Source organism: Isoptericola sp. NPDC056134 (assembly GCF_042264825.1).
GTDB classification, from domain to species: Bacteria; Actinomycetota; Actinomycetes; order Actinomycetales; family Cellulomonadaceae; genus Isoptericola; species Isoptericola nanjingensis.
Genome location: NZ_JBHJVM010000008.1, coordinates 1 through 16,934, shown reverse-complemented (window position 1 = coordinate 16,934; position 16,934 = coordinate 1). Strand labels below are relative to the sequence as shown.

Annotated in this window: 18 protein-coding genes; 11 read left to right on the top strand and 7 right to left on the bottom strand. The window is 73.3% G+C overall.

Translation table 11 applies throughout. The annotated features are described in order from the left end of the window. Positions 1–7: 7 nt before the first annotated feature. Positions 8–1,432, top strand: coding sequence for a dipeptidase (locus ACFCZN_RS09630; RefSeq protein ID WP_429764267.1), 1,425 nt, complete (start codon positions 8–10; stop codon positions 1,430–1,432). An 11-nt stretch (positions 1,433–1,443) separates the two neighbouring features. Next, entirely contained in the window at positions 1,444–2,280 is an 837-nt protein-coding gene (locus tag ACFCZN_RS09625; RefSeq protein ID WP_429764268.1) for a hypothetical protein, read from the top strand. Positions 2,281–2,292: 12 nt separating this feature from the next. Here the strand turns inward: ACFCZN_RS09625 and ACFCZN_RS09620 are convergent, their stop codons facing one another. After that, positions 2,293–2,676, bottom strand: a complete 384-nt coding sequence (locus ACFCZN_RS09620; RefSeq protein ID WP_429764269.1) for an Hpt domain-containing protein — start codon at positions 2,674–2,676, stop codon at positions 2,293–2,295. Further along, a complete protein-coding gene (locus tag ACFCZN_RS09615) occupies positions 2,673–3,059 on the bottom strand; it encodes a response regulator (RefSeq protein WP_429764270.1) in 387 nt (128 codons plus the stop codon). The genes ACFCZN_RS09620 and ACFCZN_RS09615 overlap by 4 nt, the downstream gene beginning before the upstream one ends. Before the next feature lie 132 nt (positions 3,060–3,191). Between ACFCZN_RS09615 and ACFCZN_RS09610 the strand changes: the two genes are divergently transcribed. From ACFCZN_RS09610 to ACFCZN_RS09600, 3 genes are read left to right on the top strand one after another with little or no spacing between them, the layout of a single operon-like run. Further along, positions 3,192–6,146, top strand: a complete 2,955-nt coding sequence (locus ACFCZN_RS09610; protein WP_430556623.1) for a response regulator — start codon at positions 3,192–3,194, stop codon at positions 6,144–6,146. Then, positions 6,143–6,649 (top strand): pyruvoyl-dependent arginine decarboxylase, encoded by a 507-nt coding sequence (locus tag ACFCZN_RS09605; protein WP_429764272.1) that lies wholly within the window; start codon positions 6,143–6,145, stop codon positions 6,647–6,649. The genes ACFCZN_RS09610 and ACFCZN_RS09605 overlap by 4 nt, the downstream gene beginning before the upstream one ends. Beyond that, positions 6,639–7,181, top strand: coding sequence for a hypothetical protein (locus ACFCZN_RS09600; protein ID WP_429764273.1), 543 nt, complete (start codon positions 6,639–6,641; stop codon positions 7,179–7,181). The genes ACFCZN_RS09605 and ACFCZN_RS09600 overlap by 11 nt, the downstream gene beginning before the upstream one ends. Before the next feature lie 25 nt (positions 7,182–7,206). On the opposite strand, the gene ACFCZN_RS09595 is transcribed toward ACFCZN_RS09600, so the two are convergent. The 3 genes from ACFCZN_RS09595 to nadA all read right to left on the bottom strand — a co-directional run bounded on the left by ACFCZN_RS09595 (position 7,207) and on the right by nadA (position 9,711). Next, on the bottom strand, positions 7,207–7,743 hold the full coding sequence (locus ACFCZN_RS09595) for an acyl-CoA thioesterase (protein WP_430556720.1): 537 nt from the start codon (positions 7,741–7,743) through the stop codon (positions 7,207–7,209). Positions 7,744–7,825: 82 nt separating this feature from the next. After that, positions 7,826–8,437 (bottom strand): DJ-1/PfpI family protein, encoded by a 612-nt coding sequence (locus tag ACFCZN_RS09590; RefSeq protein ID WP_429764274.1) that lies wholly within the window; start codon positions 8,435–8,437, stop codon positions 7,826–7,828. Positions 8,438–8,481: 44 nt separating this feature from the next. Further along, positions 8,482–9,711, bottom strand: a complete 1,230-nt coding sequence (gene nadA / locus ACFCZN_RS09585) for a quinolinate synthase NadA (protein WP_429764275.1) — start codon at positions 9,709–9,711, stop codon at positions 8,482–8,484. Between the two features lie 115 nt (positions 9,712–9,826). Here nadA and ACFCZN_RS09580 point away from each other — a divergent pair, with 115 nt between their 5' ends. Further along, positions 9,827–10,315, top strand: coding sequence for a hypothetical protein (locus tag ACFCZN_RS09580; protein ID WP_430556622.1), 489 nt, complete (start codon positions 9,827–9,829; stop codon positions 10,313–10,315). A 112-nt stretch (positions 10,316–10,427) separates the two neighbouring features. Next, entirely contained in the window at positions 10,428–10,778 is a 351-nt protein-coding gene (gene erpA, locus ACFCZN_RS09575) for an iron-sulfur cluster insertion protein ErpA (protein ID WP_429764277.1), read from the top strand. Between the two features lie 81 nt (positions 10,779–10,859). Here the strand turns inward: erpA and ACFCZN_RS09570 are convergent, their stop codons facing one another. Next, a complete protein-coding gene (locus tag ACFCZN_RS09570) occupies positions 10,860–11,132 on the bottom strand; it encodes a sulfurtransferase TusA family protein (RefSeq protein ID WP_430556621.1) in 273 nt (90 codons plus the stop codon). Then, positions 11,129–12,328 (bottom strand): cysteine desulfurase family protein, encoded by a 1,200-nt coding sequence (locus ACFCZN_RS09565; RefSeq protein WP_430556620.1) that lies wholly within the window; start codon positions 12,326–12,328, stop codon positions 11,129–11,131. Before ACFCZN_RS09565 ends, ACFCZN_RS09570 begins: the two co-directional genes overlap by 4 nt. 370 nt (positions 12,329–12,698) lie before the next feature. Here ACFCZN_RS09565 and coxB point away from each other — a divergent pair, with 370 nt between their 5' ends. The 4 genes from coxB (at position 12,699) to ACFCZN_RS09545 (ending at position 16,870) form a co-directional block, all read left to right on the top strand. Next, the gene (gene coxB / locus ACFCZN_RS09560; protein ID WP_429764280.1) at positions 12,699–13,622 is read left to right on the top strand and encodes a cytochrome c oxidase subunit II; all 924 of its coding nucleotides are present in this window, start codon (positions 12,699–12,701) and stop codon (positions 13,620–13,622) included. Continuing rightward, positions 13,622–15,442, top strand: coding sequence for a cytochrome c oxidase subunit I (ctaD, locus tag ACFCZN_RS09555; RefSeq protein WP_430556619.1), 1,821 nt, complete (start codon positions 13,622–13,624; stop codon positions 15,440–15,442). The genes coxB and ctaD overlap by 1 nt, the downstream gene beginning before the upstream one ends. After that, complete coding sequence (locus tag ACFCZN_RS09550) at positions 15,439–15,840, top strand: cytochrome c oxidase subunit 4 (protein ID WP_429764282.1); 402 nt, start codon at positions 15,439–15,441, stop codon at positions 15,838–15,840. The genes ctaD and ACFCZN_RS09550 overlap by 4 nt, the downstream gene beginning before the upstream one ends. 196 nt (positions 15,841–16,036) lie before the next feature. Further along, a complete protein-coding gene (locus ACFCZN_RS09545; RefSeq protein ID WP_430556618.1) occupies positions 16,037–16,870 on the top strand; it encodes an LppX_LprAFG lipoprotein in 834 nt (277 codons plus the stop codon). Positions 16,871–16,934 lie beyond the last annotated feature (64 nt).

Here is a 16,934-nt window from a genome sequence, read left to right as displayed (position 1 = left end):
AGGTAGCGTGAGCCGCGTGACAGACACCCCCGGCAACGCCCAGCACCTCGACGACGCCACCACCCTGCGCGCGCACGTCGAGCGGCAGTTCCCCGCCCTGCAGGCCGACCTCGAGCGTCTCGTGCGCATCCCGAGCGTCTCGGCCGCGGCCTTCGACCAGGCGCACGTCGCGGCGAGCGCCGACGCCGTCGCCGCGCTGCTGCGCGACGCGGGGCTGCCCGACGTGCGGATCCTGCGCTCGGCCCGCCCCGACGGGACGCCCGGGGCGCCCGCCGTCGTCGCGCGCCGTCCCGCGCCCGAGGGCGCCCCGACCGTGCTGCTGTACGCGCACCACGACGTCCAGCCGCCCGGCGACGCCGCCGCGTGGGCGACCGACCCGTTCGAGCCGGTCCAGGTGGGCGAGCGGCTGTACGGCCGCGGCGCCGCGGACGACAAGGCGGGGCTGGTCGCGCACGTCGGCGCGCTGCGCGCCCTGGCCGCCCTCGCGGAGGAGGGCGGCGGCGACCTGCCCGTCGGGATCACCGTGTTCGTCGAGGGCGAGGAGGAGTCGGGGTCCCCGAGCTTCCGCCAGTTCCTCGCCGACCACCGCGAGCTGCTCGCGGCGGACGTCATCGTGGTCGCCGACTCCACGAACTGGAAGGTGGGCGTGCCCGCGCTCACCACCTCGCTGCGCGGCCTGGTCGACGGCGTCGTCGAGGTCGAGGCGCTGGGCCACGCGGTGCACTCGGGCATGTTCGGCGGCCCCGTGCTCGACGCGAACACGCTCCTCGCCCGCCTGATCTCCACCCTGCACGACGACGCCGGCAGCGTCGCGGTGGCGGGCCTGGTCAGCGCCCCGGAGCCGGAGGTCGACTACGACGAGGCGGCATTCCGTGCCGACTCCTCGGTGCTCGACGGCGTCGCGCTCGCGGGCGAGGGCACCATCGCCGGCCGGCTGTGGTCCAAGCCGGCGCTCTCGGTGATCGGCATCGACGCCACGAGCCTCGCGCACGCGTCCAACACGATCGCGCCCCGCGCGGCCGCGAAGCTGTCGCTGCGCATCCCGCCGGGGCAGGAGCCGCAGGCGGCGGAGGACGCGCTGCGCGCCCACCTCGAGACGCACGCGCCGTTCGGCGCACGGGTCACGTGGCGGCCGGGCGAGCAGGGGCGGGCCTTCCACGCCGCGGACGACTCGGCGGCGATGCGCGCCGCGCGGGCGGCCTTCGCGGCGGCCTGGGGCACGGACCCGGTGGACATCGGCGTCGGCGGCTCCATCCCGTTCATCGCCGACCTGCTGGAGTTCTTCCCCGAGGCCGCCGTGCTCGTCACCGGCGTCGAGGACCCGGACTCCCGCGCGCACGGCGCCGACGAGTCGGTGCACCTGGGCGAGCTGCGCAAGGTCGTGCTGGCCGAGGCGCTCCTCCTGCGCCGGGTCGCGGACCTCGAGGGCTGAGGGACCGCGAGATGACGCGGGACGACGCGACGCCCCCGGGCTCCGAGGACGGCTCCGAGGACGGCTTCGAGGACGCGCTCGCCGCGGCGATCATGGTGCCGCTGCTGCCCTGCGGCGGTGACGAGGCCGACCTCGACGAGCTGGTCGCCTTCTGGACGGCGCTCGGCCTGGAGGTCACCTACCGGCAGCGCCGGCCCAACCCGATCGTGGCCTTCGGTCGGGGTGGCCTCCAGCTGCAGTACTACGGGATGCCGGGCTGGGACCCGGAGCAGAGCCACTCGACGTGCGTCGTGGCGGTGCCCGACACCGCGCCGGTCTACGAGTCGTTCGCCGCCGGTCTGCGCACGCTGTTCGGTCGGTTGCCCTTGTCCGGTGCGCCCCGGGTGACCCGGCCGCGGAAGAGGGCGAACAACGGGGGGCTCAGCGGGTTCAGCCTGATCGACCCGGCCGGCAACTGGGTGCGGGTCACCCGGCTGCCCGACGCGCCGGTCGTCGCGGGGGAGGGCGGCACGACCACCTGGACGACGGGAGGCGGCGGCCCGCTGGCGCGAGCGCTGGAGAACGCCGTCGTCGTCGGGGACTCGCACGGCGACGTCGCCCAGGCCCGCAAGCTCCTGGGCGGCGCCGTCCGCCGCGCCCGGGCGGCGGACGGTTCCTCGCCCGCCGGCGAGCTCGCGCCCGCGCTGGCCTACCTCGCCGAGCTCGCGGTGCGCGCCGGGGACCCCGCCGCGGCGGTCGAGCTCGTCGCCGAGCTCGACGAGCTCGCCGGCGGCCGCGGGGCGGGGGACGCGGCCGTCAGGTCCGCGGCGGACGAGGCGCGCGCCCTGGTGACCGACGCGGCCGGCTGACGCGCCGCAGCCTCAGCTCACCCCGGCCGCCGCGCGGAGGACGTCGAGAGCGACCGGGACGTCGGCGTCGACGCCCGTGCTCAGGGCCGCCTCGAGCCGCCCGGCCGCCTCGGAGAGCCCTACCTCGCCGAACGTCGCGGCCGAGCCCGCCATCGTGTGGCAGAGCCGTACGGCCTCCTCGCGGACCACGGGGTCGTCCCGGGTCTCGGCCGTCGCGAGGAGCTCGGTGAGCCGCCGTGCCCGTCCCCGGTTGCGTTCGCGCGCGCGCCGCCCGAGGGCGGCGATCGCGTCGTCGAGACCCGCGTCGTCGAGCCCGTCGCCGACAGGGCCCGGTGCGCTCCCGCCGTCCGACCCGGTCCTCGGTCGGCCGTGCGGCGTGCCGGGCGAGCCGGTCACGCGTCCCAACCCAGCACGTCAGCGAGGTCGGAGGACAGCTTCAGCGGGTCGAAGGGCTTCGTCAGCACGCCGGTCGCACCCAGGCCGTCGAGCCGCGAGATGTCCTGGCTACCGACCTTCGCGGTGAGGAACACCACCGGTACCTCGCGCAGCTCGGGGACGGCACGCAGCCGGCCGAGGACGGTCGGCCCGTCGTGCACGGGCATCATGACGTCCAGGAGGATCACGTCCGGGCGCACGCGCCGCGCCACGTCCAGGCCTTCCGTGCCGTCGCCGGCCGTGTGCACCTCGTGCCCCCCGACGGCGGACAGCGCGACGGCTGCCACCTCCCTGATCGACGGATCGTCGTCGATGACCACCACGCGTCGGCCCCCCGTCGCCACGTGCTGCGCCTCCTGTCAGTGCCCTTCTCCGATTCCGCACGACGGTACCCCCCGACACGCGAGGACGCCTTTCGTCGCTCCGGGCGTCGGCATCGGGAGCGGAGCGCGCGAACCTCTCCTACCCTCGGGCCCATGGGGGACTCGCGACAGGCGACGGCGCGGGCGCACGCGAGGTTCGTGCGCTGGTGCTGGGTCGCGGCGGTGCTGGTGCTGGCCCTGGTCGTGCTCCTGGCGGGCCCCCTGGACCAGGCCGCGCAGGCTGCGATCTCTCGCGGCGCCATCGCAGCGGCCGGCGTGGTCGCGGCGCTGAGCTGCGGCTGGCGCGCGGCGCGCTCGACGGGGCGTCGACGCCGTGCGTGGGGACTGCTGTCCCTGGGCGGCGCGGTCGGCCTCCTCGGCAACGTGTACGCGGGTCTGGTGGGCGACCCGGAGACCGGCGACACGGCCTACATCGCGGCGCTCCTGCTCGGCGTGGTGGGGATGGCGCTGTTCCCGACCGTGCGACCGCGCGGTCACGAGCTGGTCCGCATGCTGCTCGACAGCGTGGTCGTCGGAGGCTCGGTCCTGTACATCGCGGTCTTCAGCGTCGCCCTGGCGGGCACCGGCGGCTTCGAGGCCGAGCCGGCGCTCACCGCGTACGCGCTGCCGGTCGTGGACGCGCTCCTGGCGACGCTGGCCGTCCTCGTCCTCACCCGGTCGCCCGCGGCCGAACGGGTGCCCCTGGGCCTCGTCGGCATCGGGTTCGTCCTCTACGCCGTGGCCGACGTCGCGTTCGCGCTCCTCACGGCCGAGGGGGGCTTCACGTTCGGCAGCCCTGTCGACGTCGGGTGGGTGGGCGGCTATCTCGCCATCGCGGTCGCCGCCCGGCACCCGGCGGCATCGGGCAGCCCCGTGACCAGCCAGCGGACCGACGGCTCGCCCGTCCTCGGCACCGTCATCACCTTCGGGCTCTTCCTCACGGCGGCGCTCGTGCGCGTGGGGCAGGCGAACGACGAGTTCCCCTGGGTGGCGAACGCGCTCTGGGCGGCCGTGCTGGTCGCGGTCGCGGTCCGCCAGATCCTCGTCGTCGTCGACAACGAGTCGCTGCGCCACGGGCTGGAGCGGCGCGTCGAGGAACGCACCGCGCAGCTCCGCGCGTTGGCGAGCGAGCGGGAGCGCACCCTCGAGTCCGTCGCCGACGGGATCTACGGCGTCGACTCGAGCGGGCGCGTCACCTTCGTCAACGACGCCGGTGCCCGGACGCTGGGCGTGGCGGCGGCCGACCTGGTGGGACGCGACGCGCACGAGACCTTCCACGCGCCGGCCGAGGACGGCACCCCGTACCCGGCGGCGGGCTGCTACATCACCGAGGCCGTGCGCGACGGGCTCACCGCGACCGCGGAGCAGGACGTCTACCGCCGGCCCGACGGCAAGGACGTCCCGGTCGAGGTCGCCGCCAGCCCTCTGCGCACGGACGACGCGATCAGCGGCGCCGTCGTCGTGTTCCGCGACATCTCCGAGCGGCGCGAGGTGGAGCGCATCAAGGACGAGTTCGTCTCCGTCGTGAGCCACGAGCTGCGCACCCCGCTCACCTCGATCCGCGGCGCGCTGGGGCTGCTCGACAGCGGGGTGCTCGACCGGTCCTCCGACCAGGCCGCCCGCATGGTGCACATCGCCCTCACGAGCAGCGAGCGGCTGGGCCGGCTCGTGGACGACATCCTCGACGTCGAGCGCATGGACGCGGGGACGACACAGCTCGAGCTCGCCGAGCACCGGCTCGACGGCCTCGTCGCCGCCGCGGTGGAGCAGGTCTCGATCCAGGCCGACGACGCCGGGGTGACCCTGTCGCCGGACGACGGCCCCGAGCTGGTGCGCGTCGACGGCGAGCGCATCGTCCAGACCCTGACCAACCTGCTCAGCAACGCCGTGAAGTTCTCGCCGCGAGGCAGCACCGTGCGGGTGTCCGCCCGGCCGGTGGGGGACCTCGTCGAGGTGCGCGTCGACGACGAGGGGCGGGGGATCCCGCCGGACAAGCTCGAGACCGTCTTCCGCCGCTTCGAGCAGGTGGACGCCTCGGACGCGCGCGAGCGCGGCGGCACGGGGCTGGGCCTGGCCATCGCCCGCAGCATCGTCGAGCGGCACGGCGGGCGGATGTGGGCCGAGAGCGACGGGGACGGGCACGGCTCCAGCTTCCGGCTGACCCTGCCGCGCGTGGTCGAGCCCGCACAGTCCCGCACCGGGGCGCCGAGGGCGGCGTCCGACGCCGCGTCGACGGCGGCGTCCGAGCCGTCGCTCGTGGGGGCGGCCGTCGCGACGGGCACCCGGGTCGTCGTCGTCGACGACGACCCGTACGTGGTCGACGTGCTGCGCGCCGTGCTGGAGGCCCGCGGGTACGTCGTCATCGGGGTGACCGACGGGCGCGCGGCGCTCGAGGCCGTCGAGGCGGAGGCCCCCGACGCGATCGTGCTGGACCTGGCGATGCCCGGGACGGACGGCGCCGAGGTGCTCCGGCAGCTGCGTCTCTCGGCGGCCACCGCCGAGCTGCCGGTGGTCGTCGTGTCGGGCACCGCCCCGTCGGACGCCCGGGAGGCAGCCGCGCTCGCGGACGGCTGGCTCGTCAAGCCCGTCGACCCCGCCCGCCTCGCGGCGACCGTCCGCGAGGTCGTCCTGCTGCGCCCGCACCACGAGCGCGTCCTCGTGGTCGAGGACGACGACGACCTCCGGGCCGTCCTGACAACCGTCCTGGAGAGCGCGGGCCTGGTCGTGACGCCGGCCCGTGGCCTGGCCGAGGCGCGCGCCGCCCTCGACGACGGCGGGGAGCCGCACCTGGTGCTGCTCGACCTGCGCCTGCCCGACGGCACCGGGCACGACCTCGTGGCGGACCTGCGACGCAGCGGCCGCCTGCACCGGACCCCGCTCGTCGTCTACTCGGGCGCCGAGGTCGGTCCGGCCGAGCGGGAGGACCTCCGCCTGGGCAGTACCGTCTTCCTCACCAAGGGGCGGGAGGCGCCGGACGCGGTCCTGCGCCCCGTCCTGGACCTCCTGGACGCCGCCGCGGGACGTACCGTCGACGGGTCCGCCGACCGCCCGACCCCGAGGACCACATGACCGAGCCCCTGACCATCCGCGTAAGCACCGGCACCGGGACGGGCCGCACGACGCTCGCAGCCTTCGACGCGGCCCTCGTCGCCGCCGGGGTGGGTGACTTCAACCTCGTGCGGCTGAGCTCCGTCGTGCCACCGGGCAGCGGGGTCCTGGAGGTGGACGGGCGCGACCAGCTCCGGGGTGAGCACGGCGACGCGCTGTACTGCGTGTACGCCGCCGGTCATGCCTCGCTGCCCGGCCACGAGGCCTGGGCCGGGGTCGCGTGGTCGCGGCGCGACGACGGCAGCGGCGCCGGGCTCTTCGTCGAGCACGACGGTCCGTCGCACGAGCAGGTCGAGACGGACCTCACGCACAGCCTGGACGACCTGTCCGCGATCCGCGGGGGCGCGTACCACCAGGAGGGGCGGCGGATCACCGGCCTGGCCTGCGAGACGCTCCCCGTCTGCGCCGTCGTCGTGGCGACGTTCCGTCGGGCCGGGTGGGAGGAGCTGGGCCGTGCGCGCTGACGTCACCTTCGAGCACACCGTGACCGGTGAGGTCGCCGAGGACTTCTGGCGCCTCTACCTGGAGGCGTTCGAGCCGCTGCGCACGCGCGCCGCGGCCCGCCACGTGCTGCACCGCGAGGAGTTCGACGAGGAGATGGCCGACCCGCGCGTGCTGAAGCTCCTCGCGCACGACCGTGCCGGGGAGTCGGTCGGCCTGACGACGCTCGCGACGGACCTGGCCGCGGTGCCGTGGGTGAGCCCGGAGTTCTTCGCGGCCCGCTACCCGGAGCACGCGGCGCGCGGCGCGGTCTGGTACATCGGCTTCACCCTCGCGCACCCCGGCCGGCGCGCCACGCGCACCTTCATGGACATGATCGACGCGCTGGTCGCCCACCTCGCCGAGCACCGGGTCGTGTGCGCGTACGACGTGTCCCGCTTCAACGACGACTCGCTGCGGTTCGCCGACAACCTGCGCCGCCGTCTCGAGCGCACGCAGGACGTCACGGTCGAGACCGTGGACCGGCAGACCTACTACGCGACGACGTTCCACTGACGGCGCGCGCTGCCGCCCACGCGCGTCAGGCCCGGTCGGGGTCCCGGTGCGCGACGTCGAGCGCCCGGGCCCAGGCGGCGACGTCGTCGGGCAGGTCGGGGCTCTGCGCCGGAGCCTCCGGGCCCATGAGCGCGACGACGTCCGGCGCGGGGACCCGGGCGTTCCCCGGGCCGAGGAACCGGCCGGCCACGTAGCCGCGGCCGTAGAGCTGGCCGCGGCACGTGAAGACCTGCTCGATGTAGATCACGCGCTCGTCCCAGCCGAGCACGCGCGTGGTGATCTCGAACCGGTCGCCCAGCTTCAGGGAGCGCTTGTACGTCATCGTCGACGCCGCGACCACCGGGTACCACCTGCGGTCGCCGATCTTGGCGAAGCCGTCGAGGTCGGCGATGTAGTTGGACCGTGCCACGTCCATCATCTGCAGGTACGAGCCGTTGTTGACGTGCAGGTACAGGTCGAGGTCGCCGGGGTGCACGCGCATGCGCGTCACGGACGGGTCGAGCAGGCCCTGGCCGGGCACCGGCTTGCGGGGGCGCAGGGACGCCCAGGTGAGCTGGATCATTCGAGTCACCCGCGCAGGCTATATCGGCGACCGGCGGTATCAGATACCTTTCGCCCGGCCGCGCGCGCGGACGACCCGCGGGTCAGACCGGGGGAGCGGGGTCGTACTGGATCCCCCGGCGCACCGCGCGCGCCACCTCGGGCGACTCGAGCCGGGCCACCAGGTGCAGGGCCATGTCGATCCCGGCCGAGACGCCGGCCGCGGTCACGACGTCCCCGTCGTCGACGAACCTCGCCTCGGTGTCCACGACGACGCTCGGGTCGATCTCCGCCAGCTCGTCGTAGTGGTCGCGGTGCGTCGTCGCCGGCCGGCCGGCGAGCAGTCCCGCCGCCGCGAGCACCAGGGCGCCCGTGCACACGCTCGCGAGGACCGGCGTCTGCACGCGCACCTGCCGCAGCCACTCCAGGTGGGTCGGGTCGGCCATCATGGCGCGGGTGCCCCAGCCGCCCGGGTAGACCAGCACGTGCAGCGGGCCGACGTCGTCCGCGGAGCGGGCGGGCACGAGCCGCAGGCCCTTGGCGAGGCGCACGCCGTCGCCGTCGCGCGAGAAGGTGCTCACGTGCGGCTTCGGCCCCGACTCGGTGCTCGAGTGCTGCTCCCAGGCCGCGAGGACCTCGAACGGCCCGACGACGTCGAGCTCCTCCGCGTCGTCGAACACGAGGATGCCGATGTGGAGCCCGCCGTCGGTGCTCATGCCTTCTCCTGCGTCGTCAGGGCCGTCGCGGCCCCACGGTCATGTCAGATCCCGGGCAGCGCCAGCATCTGGTCGAGCGCTACGCGGGCCCAGTGGGCGTCGTCGGCGTCGACCACGATCCGGTTGACCACGCGTCCCTCGACCAGCGACTCCATCGCCCACACCAGGTGCGGGAGGTCGATGCGGTTCATGGTCGAGCAGAAGCACACGGTCGAGTCCAGGTAGTGCACCTGCTTGTCAGGGTGCGCCTTGGCGAGACGGCGCACCAGGTTGAGCTCGGTGCCGATCGCCCAGGAGCTGCCGGGCTCGGCGGCGTCGAGGGCCTTGATGATGAACTCGGTGGACCCCACCTGGTCCGCCGCGGTGATCACCTCGTGCTTGCACTCCGGGTGGGCCATCACCGTCACGCCGGGCACCCTCGCCCGGACGTCCTCGACGTTGCGCGCGGAGAAGCGCCCGTGCACCGAGCAGTGCCCCCGCCACAGGATCACGCGCGCGTCGCGCAGCTGCTGCTCGGTGAGGCCGCCGAGCGGCTTGCGCGGGTCGTAGACCACGCAGTCGTCCAGGCTCAGGCCGAGCTGGAGGACGGCGGTGTTGCGGCCCAGGTGCTGGTCCGGCAGGAACAGCACCTTGCCGGTGCCCTCCACGCCGCCCACCCGGTCGAACGCCCAGCGCAGCGCGACCTGCGCGTTCGACGACGTGCAGACGGTGCCGCCGTGGCGGCCGGTGAACGCCTTGATCGCGGCGGACGAGTTCATGTAGGTGACGGGCACGGTGTCGTCGGCGATCCCGACGTCCTGCAGCACCGCCCACGCCTCCTCGACCTGGCCGATCTCGGCCATGTCCGCCATGGAGCAGCCCGCGGCGAGGTCGGGCAGCACGACCTGCTGCGCGTCCGACGTGAGGATGTCGGCGCTCTCGGCCATGAAGTGCACGCCGCAGAACAGGACGAACTCCGCCTCGGGGCGGGCGGCGGCCTCGCGCGCGAGCTTGAAGGAGTCCCCGGTGACGTCGGCGAAGTCGATGACCTCGTCGCGCTGGTAGTGGTGCCCGAGCACGAACGCGCGCTCGCCCAGGGCGGCCCGCGCGGCGCGGGCCCGCTCCACCAGGTCCGGGTCCGACGGCGACGGCAGCGCCCCGGTGCACTCGACGCCCCGCTCGGAGGCGAGGTCGCGGCCCTGGCCGAGGAGCAGCAGCGCGGAGGGTGCGGGCTCGGCGAAACCGGCCGTGGTGCCGGTCGAGGTGCCCGCGGTGTCGTTCAGCAGGGTGGTCACGCGCCCATATTTCCACAGCGCCCGTGCGCGGCGCGCCGTGCGTCCGCGTCTCCGCCGGCGTCGCGTCCGGGACGTCGAGCGTCCGCGGCGCCGCCGGGTGTGCCACGATCGCGGCATGCAGGTGCTGCTCTGCGTCGGCGAGGACGCCGGCCCTCTGGTCCCCGCGCTCGCGACGGCGTGGCGGGAGGCCGCGCCGTCGTGCGACGTGACCGCCGTCGTCCTGCCCGGCACCCCGTCCGACACGATGCCGCCCGGGGAGGCCCGAACCGCGCTCGCGGGCGTGTTCGTCCCCCTGGACGCCCTCGGGCTGTCGAGCGTCGCGGGGCCGGAGGAGGGGCCGCTCGCCGGCCCCGCCGCGGCGGCGGACCTCGTCGTCGTGCACGTCCCCGTGCTGGACGGCACGACCCTGCGCGAGGGGAGCGTCCCCGCCGCCGTGGCGGCCGCCGCCCCGCACGCCGTCCCGGTCGTGGTGCTGGCCGGGCGCAGCGAGGTGTCGCGGCGCGAGTGGTCCGGGGCCGGGGTGAGCGGCGTGCACGAGACGGGGGCCGACGCCGTGCCGGCGACCGCGCGCGTGGCGCGGACCTGGGCGCCGTCCTGGGCATGACCGCCACGACCTCGACGGCTGCCGCGCCGCGCCTGTGACCCGCGTCATCGCGCCCACGGAATTCGCGCGTAGGATCGGGAACAGCCGTACCGGTCCGCCTGTTGGAGGAAGCATGACCGACACCACCGAGATCGCCACGCACGCCGTGGACCTGTCCGACGTCGCCGCCGACAAGGTTCGCAGCCTGCTCGAGCAGGAGGGCCGCGACGACCTCCGTCTGCGGGTGGCCGTCCAGCCCGGCGGCTGTTCCGGCCTCATCTACCAGCTCTACTTCGACGAGCGTCTCCTCGACGGCGACGCCCTGCGCGACTTCGACGGCGTCGAGGTCGTCGTGGACCGCATGAGCGTGCCCTACCTCGAGGGCGCGAAGATCGACTTCGCGGACACCATCGAGAAGCAGGGCTTCACGATCGACAACCCGAACGCCGGCAGCTCCTGCGCCTGCGGCGGTTCCTTCAGCTGAGCCGCTGAGCGACCTCGACGGCCCGGCCGCCCCCACGGGGTGGCCGGGCCGTCGTCGTGGCGGGCCGGGTGTCGTCGCGGCTCAGGAGTCGGCGCCCAGCCGCACGGTGAGCGACCACACGCGCCTGGTGCCTCCGTCTGCTTCCTCGTCCGGGGTCACCTCCGCCTCGGCGACGGTCGCGTGCCCCCGCATCCGGGCCCAGGCGGGCACGTCGTGCCGGGCCGCCGGGTCGGTCGACAGCACGGTCACGAGCGTCCCGGCGGGCAGGTCGCGGGACGCCGCGGCCAGCCGGATCACGGGCAGCGGGCAGCGCAGGCCGCGGGCGTCGACGACCACGGCGTCGCCGGCGCTCACAGCCCGCCCACCCCGAGCACGTCGCGCACCCGCCGCACGGCGCCCGGCAGGACGGCCAGGAAGCGGTCGACGTCGTCCTCGGTGGTCGACCGGTCGAGGGCGATCCGCACGTTGCCGTGCGTGAGCACCCCCATCGCCGCGAGCACGTGCGACGGCTCCAGGGTGCTCGCGGTGCAGGCGGAGCCGGAGCCGACGGCGAAGCCCGCCCGGTCCAGCTCCGTCACGAGCGCCTCGCCGTCGACGTACAGGCACGAGAAAGTGACGACGTGGGGGAGCCGGTCGTCCGGCTCGCCCACCACCTCGACGTCGGGGACGGCTGCGGCCGCCTCCCGCACGCGCTGCGTGAGGAGCCGGCGCCGCTCGTCCTGCGCGGCGCGGTCGGCCTCCGTGGCCTGCAGGGCCACGGCGGCGGCGAACGCGGCGGGCACGCTCACCCCGCCGGGCGCCCAGGGGTCGGCGTCCTCCGGCGCGGGTGGGACGGCCCGCACGCGCTGACGCACAGCGAGCACACCCACCCCGGCGGGCCCGCCCCAGTCGGCCGGGTGGGCGGCGAGGAGGTCCCAGGCGTCGGGCACGACGTCGTGGCCCAGCGATGCGCCCGCGTCCACGAGGAGCGGCACCCCCGCGACCCGGGTGGCCTCGTGCACGGTGCTCAGCGGCTGCCGCGTGCCCACCTCGCCGTTGGCGTGCTGGAGCGCCGCGAGCGCGACGCCGGGGCGCGCGACGCGGTCCGCGAAGGCGTCCGCGTCGACGCGACCGTGGCGGTCGACGCCGACCACCGCGCGCTCGCCCTCCTGGGCCTGTGCGGCGGCGGCTGCCGCGTGCAGCACCGCCGCGCGCTCGGTGCCGCCCACGACGACGTCCCCGCCCGCGCGGCGCCGGGCCTTCGCGGTGCCCACCAGGGCGTCGCGCAGCGCGGACGCGTGTCCGGCCGTGAAGCGCACCTCCTCCGTACGCGCCCCCAGGACTGCGGCGACCGCCTCCCGCGCGCCGTCGAGGAGGCGCGCCGCCCTGCGTCCCTCCGTGTGCAGACGGTGCGGGTCGGCCCAGCCGTCGTCGAGCGCCTGCAGGAGGGCCTGCCGCGCGAGCGGGTGCAGCGGGGCGCCGCCGCCGTTGTCCAGGTGCACCCGCGAGGCGGACGCCGTGGGCGGCGCCGCGGGGGAGTGGTTCCCGGTCGGCTCGGTGGTGTCGGTCACAGGCGTGCTCCGTGGGGGCTGACGTGCGTCCCGACGCCGTGTCGAGGCGCGTCGGGCGGGCGCGGATTGCGCGCCCGGGGCACGATCGTGCCATCTTCGGGGCGTCGAGGTCCGGTCGGTCGGGGTCCGGGACGATCCGGAGGATCTGACACTCCCGAGGATCGATCTGACACTCTCCTGGGGTCTGTGTGCAAGAAGGAGTTGTGGACGTCCCGTGCGGAAAGAGTCACGCCCCGAGGGTGCTTTTGCGGCGTCGAACCTGCTCCGGGCGCGCTAGGCTGCACCTCATCGAGGACGAAGGTCCTGTCCGCGTGCCTGTTGCCCAGAGGGGCCGTGGCGGTCGGGCAGGACGTGACGTGAAAGGCCTCCCTTGCACTCGAAGAGCCCCACCCGCACCCGGCGGGTCATCCTGCGCGCGACGGCTATCGCCGGCGCCGTCGCCGTGTTGGCCTCCGGTTGTGCCAGCGACTCCGTCAAGCGCGGATACCTGCCCGGCTACGCCGACGGGGAGGTGACCAACCAGACCGAGCGAATCACGAACCTCTGGGTCGGCTCCTGGATCGCGGCGCTGATCGTCGGTGTGATCACGTGGGGCCTGATGCTGTGGTGCGTCGCGGCGTACCGCAAGCGCCGGGACGACCACCAGCTCCCGATCCAGACGCGCTACCACATGCCGCTCGAGATCATGTACACGGCCGTGCCGACGATCATGATCCTCGTCCTGTTCTTCTACACGGACCGCGACATGTCGGCCGTGCAGGACACCAGCGCCGAGCCGGACGTGAACATCCAGGTCATCGGCAAGCAGTGGAGCTGGGACTTCAACTACCTGGACTCCGACGTCTACGACTCCGGGCAGCACCTGCTCGACGTCGGCGGCCAGACGATCGACGACGAGGTCGACGGTGCCCCGGGCACGTCGAAGGACGTCCCGACGCTGTACCTCCCGGTCGACCAGACGGTCGAGTTCACGCTGGACTCCCGCGACGTCATCCACTCGTTCTGGATCCCCGCCTTCCTGTACAAGCAGGACATGATCCCGGGCCGGACCAACACCTTCCAGGTCACCCCGACCCGTGAGGGCACGTACGCCGGCAAGTGCGCCGAGCTCTGCGGCGAGTTCCACTCCGGGATGCTCTTCAACGTCAAGGTCGTCTCGCAGGCGGAGTACGACGCCCACATGGCCGACCTCGAGGCCGCGGGCCAGACCGGCGAGCTCGGGCTCGACCTGAACCGCCAGCAGCACGACGCGAACTTCCCGCAGGAAGACACCCTCCCGGAGGTCGAGAACTGATGGCGGCCACGACTGCCCCCGCGCACGACGTCGAGGTCATCCCCGGTCTCGCGCCGAAGCGCCAGAACCTCGGTCGCACCGTGGTCAAGTGGATCACCTCCACCGACCACAAGACGATCGGCTACCTGTACCTCATCACGTCGTTCATCTGGTTCGCGGTGGGAGGCATCCTCGCCCTGCTCATCCGCGCCGAGCTGTTCATGCCCGGCCTGCAGGTGGTGCAGAGCAAGGAGCAGTACAACCAGCTCTTCACGATGCACGGCACGATCATGCTGCTGCTGTTCGCGACACCCCTGTTCGCGGGCTTCGCCAACGTGATCATGCCCCTGCAGATCGGCGCGCCCGACGTCGCGTTCCCGCGGCTCAACATGTTCGCGTACTGGCTGTTCCTCTTCGGTGGCCTCATCGCGGCGGCGGGCTTCTTCACCCCGCAGGGCGCCGCGTCGTTCGGCTGGTTCGCGTACGCACCGTTGTCGAACACGACGTTCAGTCCAGGGCTAGGCGGAGACCTCTGGGTGTTCGGCCTCGCGCTGGCTGGCTTCGGCACCATCCTCGGTGCCGTCAACTTCATCACCACGATCATCACGATGCGCGCGCCGGGCATGACCATGTTCCGGATGCCGATCTTCACGTGGAACACGCTCGTCACGAGCCTCCTCGTGCTGATGGCCTTCCCGCCGCTGGCCTCCGCGCTCTTCGCGCTGGGCGCCGACCGTCGTCTCGGGGCGCAGGTCTTCAACCCCGAGAACGGCGGGGCGATCCTCTGGCAGCACCTGTTCTGGTTCTTCGGCCACCCCGAGGTGTACATCATCGCGCTGCCGTTCTTCGGCATCGTGTCGGAGATCTTCCCGGTCTTCAGCCGCAAGCCGATCTTCGGCTACAAGGGCCTGATCTACGCGACGATCGCGATCGCGGCGCTGTCCGTGACGGTGTGGGCCCACCACATGTACGTGACAGGCGCGGTGCTCCTGCCGTTCTTCGCCTTCATGACGATGCTGATCGCCATCCCGACCGGTGTGAAGTTCTTCAACTGGATCGGCACGATGTGGCGCGGGAAGCTCACGTTCGAGACACCGATGCTGTGGTCGATCGGCTTCCTCGTGACCTTCCTCTTCGGCGGCCTGACGGGCATCATCCTGTCCAGCCCCGCCCTGGACTTCCACCTGTCCGACTCGTACTTCGTGGTGGCGCACTTCCACTACGTGGTCTTCGGCACCGTGGTGTTCGCGATGTTCGCCGGCTTCTACTTCTGGTGGCCGAAGTTCACGGGCCGGATGCTCAACGAGCGGCTCGGCAAGATCCACTTCTGGCTGCTGTTCATCGGCTTCCACATGACGTTCCTCATCCAGCACTGGCTGGGCGTCGAGGGCATGGCCCGTCGGTACGCCGACTACATGCCCGAGGAGGGCTTCACCTGGGAGAACCAGGTGTCGACCATCGGCGCGTTCATCCTGGCGGCCTCCACGCTGCCGTTCCTGTGGAACGTGTACACGACCTGGCGGAACGCGCCGAAGGTCACCGTCGACGACCCGTGGGGCTACGGCCGCTCCCTCGAGTGGGCCACCAGCTGCCCGCCGCCGCGGCACAACTTCACCTCGCTGCCGCGCATCCGCTCGGAGTCGCCGGCCTTCGACCTGCACCACCCCGAGGTCGCGGCGATGGAGCAGGCGCCGGGCCACGGGCCTCTGGTCCAGGTCTACGGTGACCCGGACCGGCGCGGGCACCAGCAGCTGGTCGAGGAGCGTCGCGACAGCGCGCAGTCGTCGGCTGCCCAGTCGACCACCACCGTGATCGACGACGAGGAGGAGAACCGCAAGTGAAGATCGAGATCAAGCTCTTCCTGTTCCTCGCCCCGTTCTTCGTGCTCGTCGGAGTGATCTACGGCTTCGTCACGCACTTCCAGGAGCCGGTCGGCTACCTCGGCATCCCGCTGGTGGGTGCGCTCGTCGCGATGGTGGGCGCCTACCTCGCGCTCACCGCCCGTCGTATCGACCCCCGTCCGGAGGACGACGAGGAGGGCGAGATCGAGCAGGGCGCCGGCGACCAGGGCGTGTACTCGCCGTGGAGCTGGTGGCCGCTGGTGATCGCCGCCGCCGCCGCGATCGCGTTCCTCGGGCTTGCCGTGGGCTGGTGGGTGCTCTACATCGGCTTCATCCTCGGGGTCATCGGGCTCGTCGGCTGGGTGTTCGAGTTCAGCCGCGGTCAGCACGCCCACTGAGGCTTCTGCTCCCGGGAAGGGCCCCTCACGCGACGCGCGTGAGGGGCCCTTCGGCGTTCCCCCCGGGGGCGTCCTAGGGCCGAGACGGCGCGGGACACGGATCGACAACGATCCGCGACGGTGCGGTCCGACCCGCTGACCGTGCAGTGCATCCCGTGATGCAATGAAACTTCACGATTCCCTGAGAAGGAGCATCATGCGCGTCCCCCAGAAGACCGTGGCCCTGGCATCGGCGGGCCTGGTCGCCCTCGCCCTGAGCGCCTGCGGGAGCGAGGAGCCCGCGGCCCCCGCCGCCGGCGAGCAGGCCGCCGAGGAGCCGGCGGCGAAGATCGCGACGGTCTCGACGATGACGGACCTGGCCGGGCAGATGCAGGCCGCGCAGGAAGAGGCGTCGAGCGCGCACATGGAGCTGACGTACTCGGGTGAGCTCGCCGAGTCGGCGGGGATGACCGAGAGCACCACGTCGGCCGACGTGGCCTACGGCCCGACGTTCGACGAGACGACCATGCAGATGTCCATGGCGGTCATGGGCATGGACATGGACATCGTGCTGCTCGACGGCACGATCTACCTGTCCATGGGGGAGATGACCCAGGGCAAGTACCTGTCGATGACCGCTGAGGACATGGCGGAGGACCCGGCCCTCGCAGGCACGATCGACTCGATGGAGTCCATGGACGCGGCCTCGCAGGCAGAGGCGATGGCGGACGCCGTGACCTCGTTCGAGCACACCGGTACCGAGACGCTCGACGGTGTCGAGACCCAGGTCTACACGGCCACGATCGACCCGTCCAAGGTGAAGGACGGCACGGCGGGCATCGACGCGTCGACCGCTGACCAGCTCGGCGAGATCTCCGCGGTCTACAAGGTGGACCCACGGGGCCTGCCCGTGGAGGCCGACATCACGATGGAGGTCGAGGGGCAGGAGATGGTCGTCGAGTCCACGTTCAGCAAGTGGGGCGAGCCGGTCGACGTCACGGCGCCCGCCGAGGACGACGTGATCCCGTACTCGGAGTTCGGTCAGGGCTGATCCCGCGAGATAGAGAGACTCGCCGAGATAGAGAGGCCGGGACGTGGCCGCAGCACCGCGGCCC

Coding starts and splice junctions, on each gene's coding strand:
- ACFCZN_RS09625 (WP_429764268.1), top strand. CDS start 1,444: ATGACGCGGGACGACGCGACGCCCCCGGGCTCCGAGGACGGCTCCGAG.
- ACFCZN_RS09610 (WP_430556623.1), top strand. CDS start 3,192: ATGGGGGACTCGCGACAGGCGACGGCGCGGGCGCACGCGAGGTTCGTG.
- ACFCZN_RS09605 (WP_429764272.1), top strand. CDS start 6,143: ATGACCGAGCCCCTGACCATCCGCGTAAGCACCGGCACCGGGACGGGC.
- ACFCZN_RS09595 (WP_430556720.1), bottom strand. CDS start 7,743: ATGATCCAGCTCACCTGGGCGTCCCTGCGCCCCCGCAAGCCGGTGCCC.
- ACFCZN_RS09590 (WP_429764274.1), bottom strand. CDS start 8,437: ATGAGCACCGACGGCGGGCTCCACATCGGCATCCTCGTGTTCGACGAC.
- ACFCZN_RS09580 (WP_430556622.1), top strand. CDS start 9,827: ATGCAGGTGCTGCTCTGCGTCGGCGAGGACGCCGGCCCTCTGGTCCCC.
- erpA (WP_429764277.1), top strand. CDS start 10,428: ATGACCGACACCACCGAGATCGCCACGCACGCCGTGGACCTGTCCGAC.
- ctaD (WP_430556619.1), top strand. CDS start 13,622: ATGGCGGCCACGACTGCCCCCGCGCACGACGTCGAGGTCATCCCCGGT.
- ACFCZN_RS09545 (WP_430556618.1), top strand. CDS start 16,037: ATGCGCGTCCCCCAGAAGACCGTGGCCCTGGCATCGGCGGGCCTGGTC.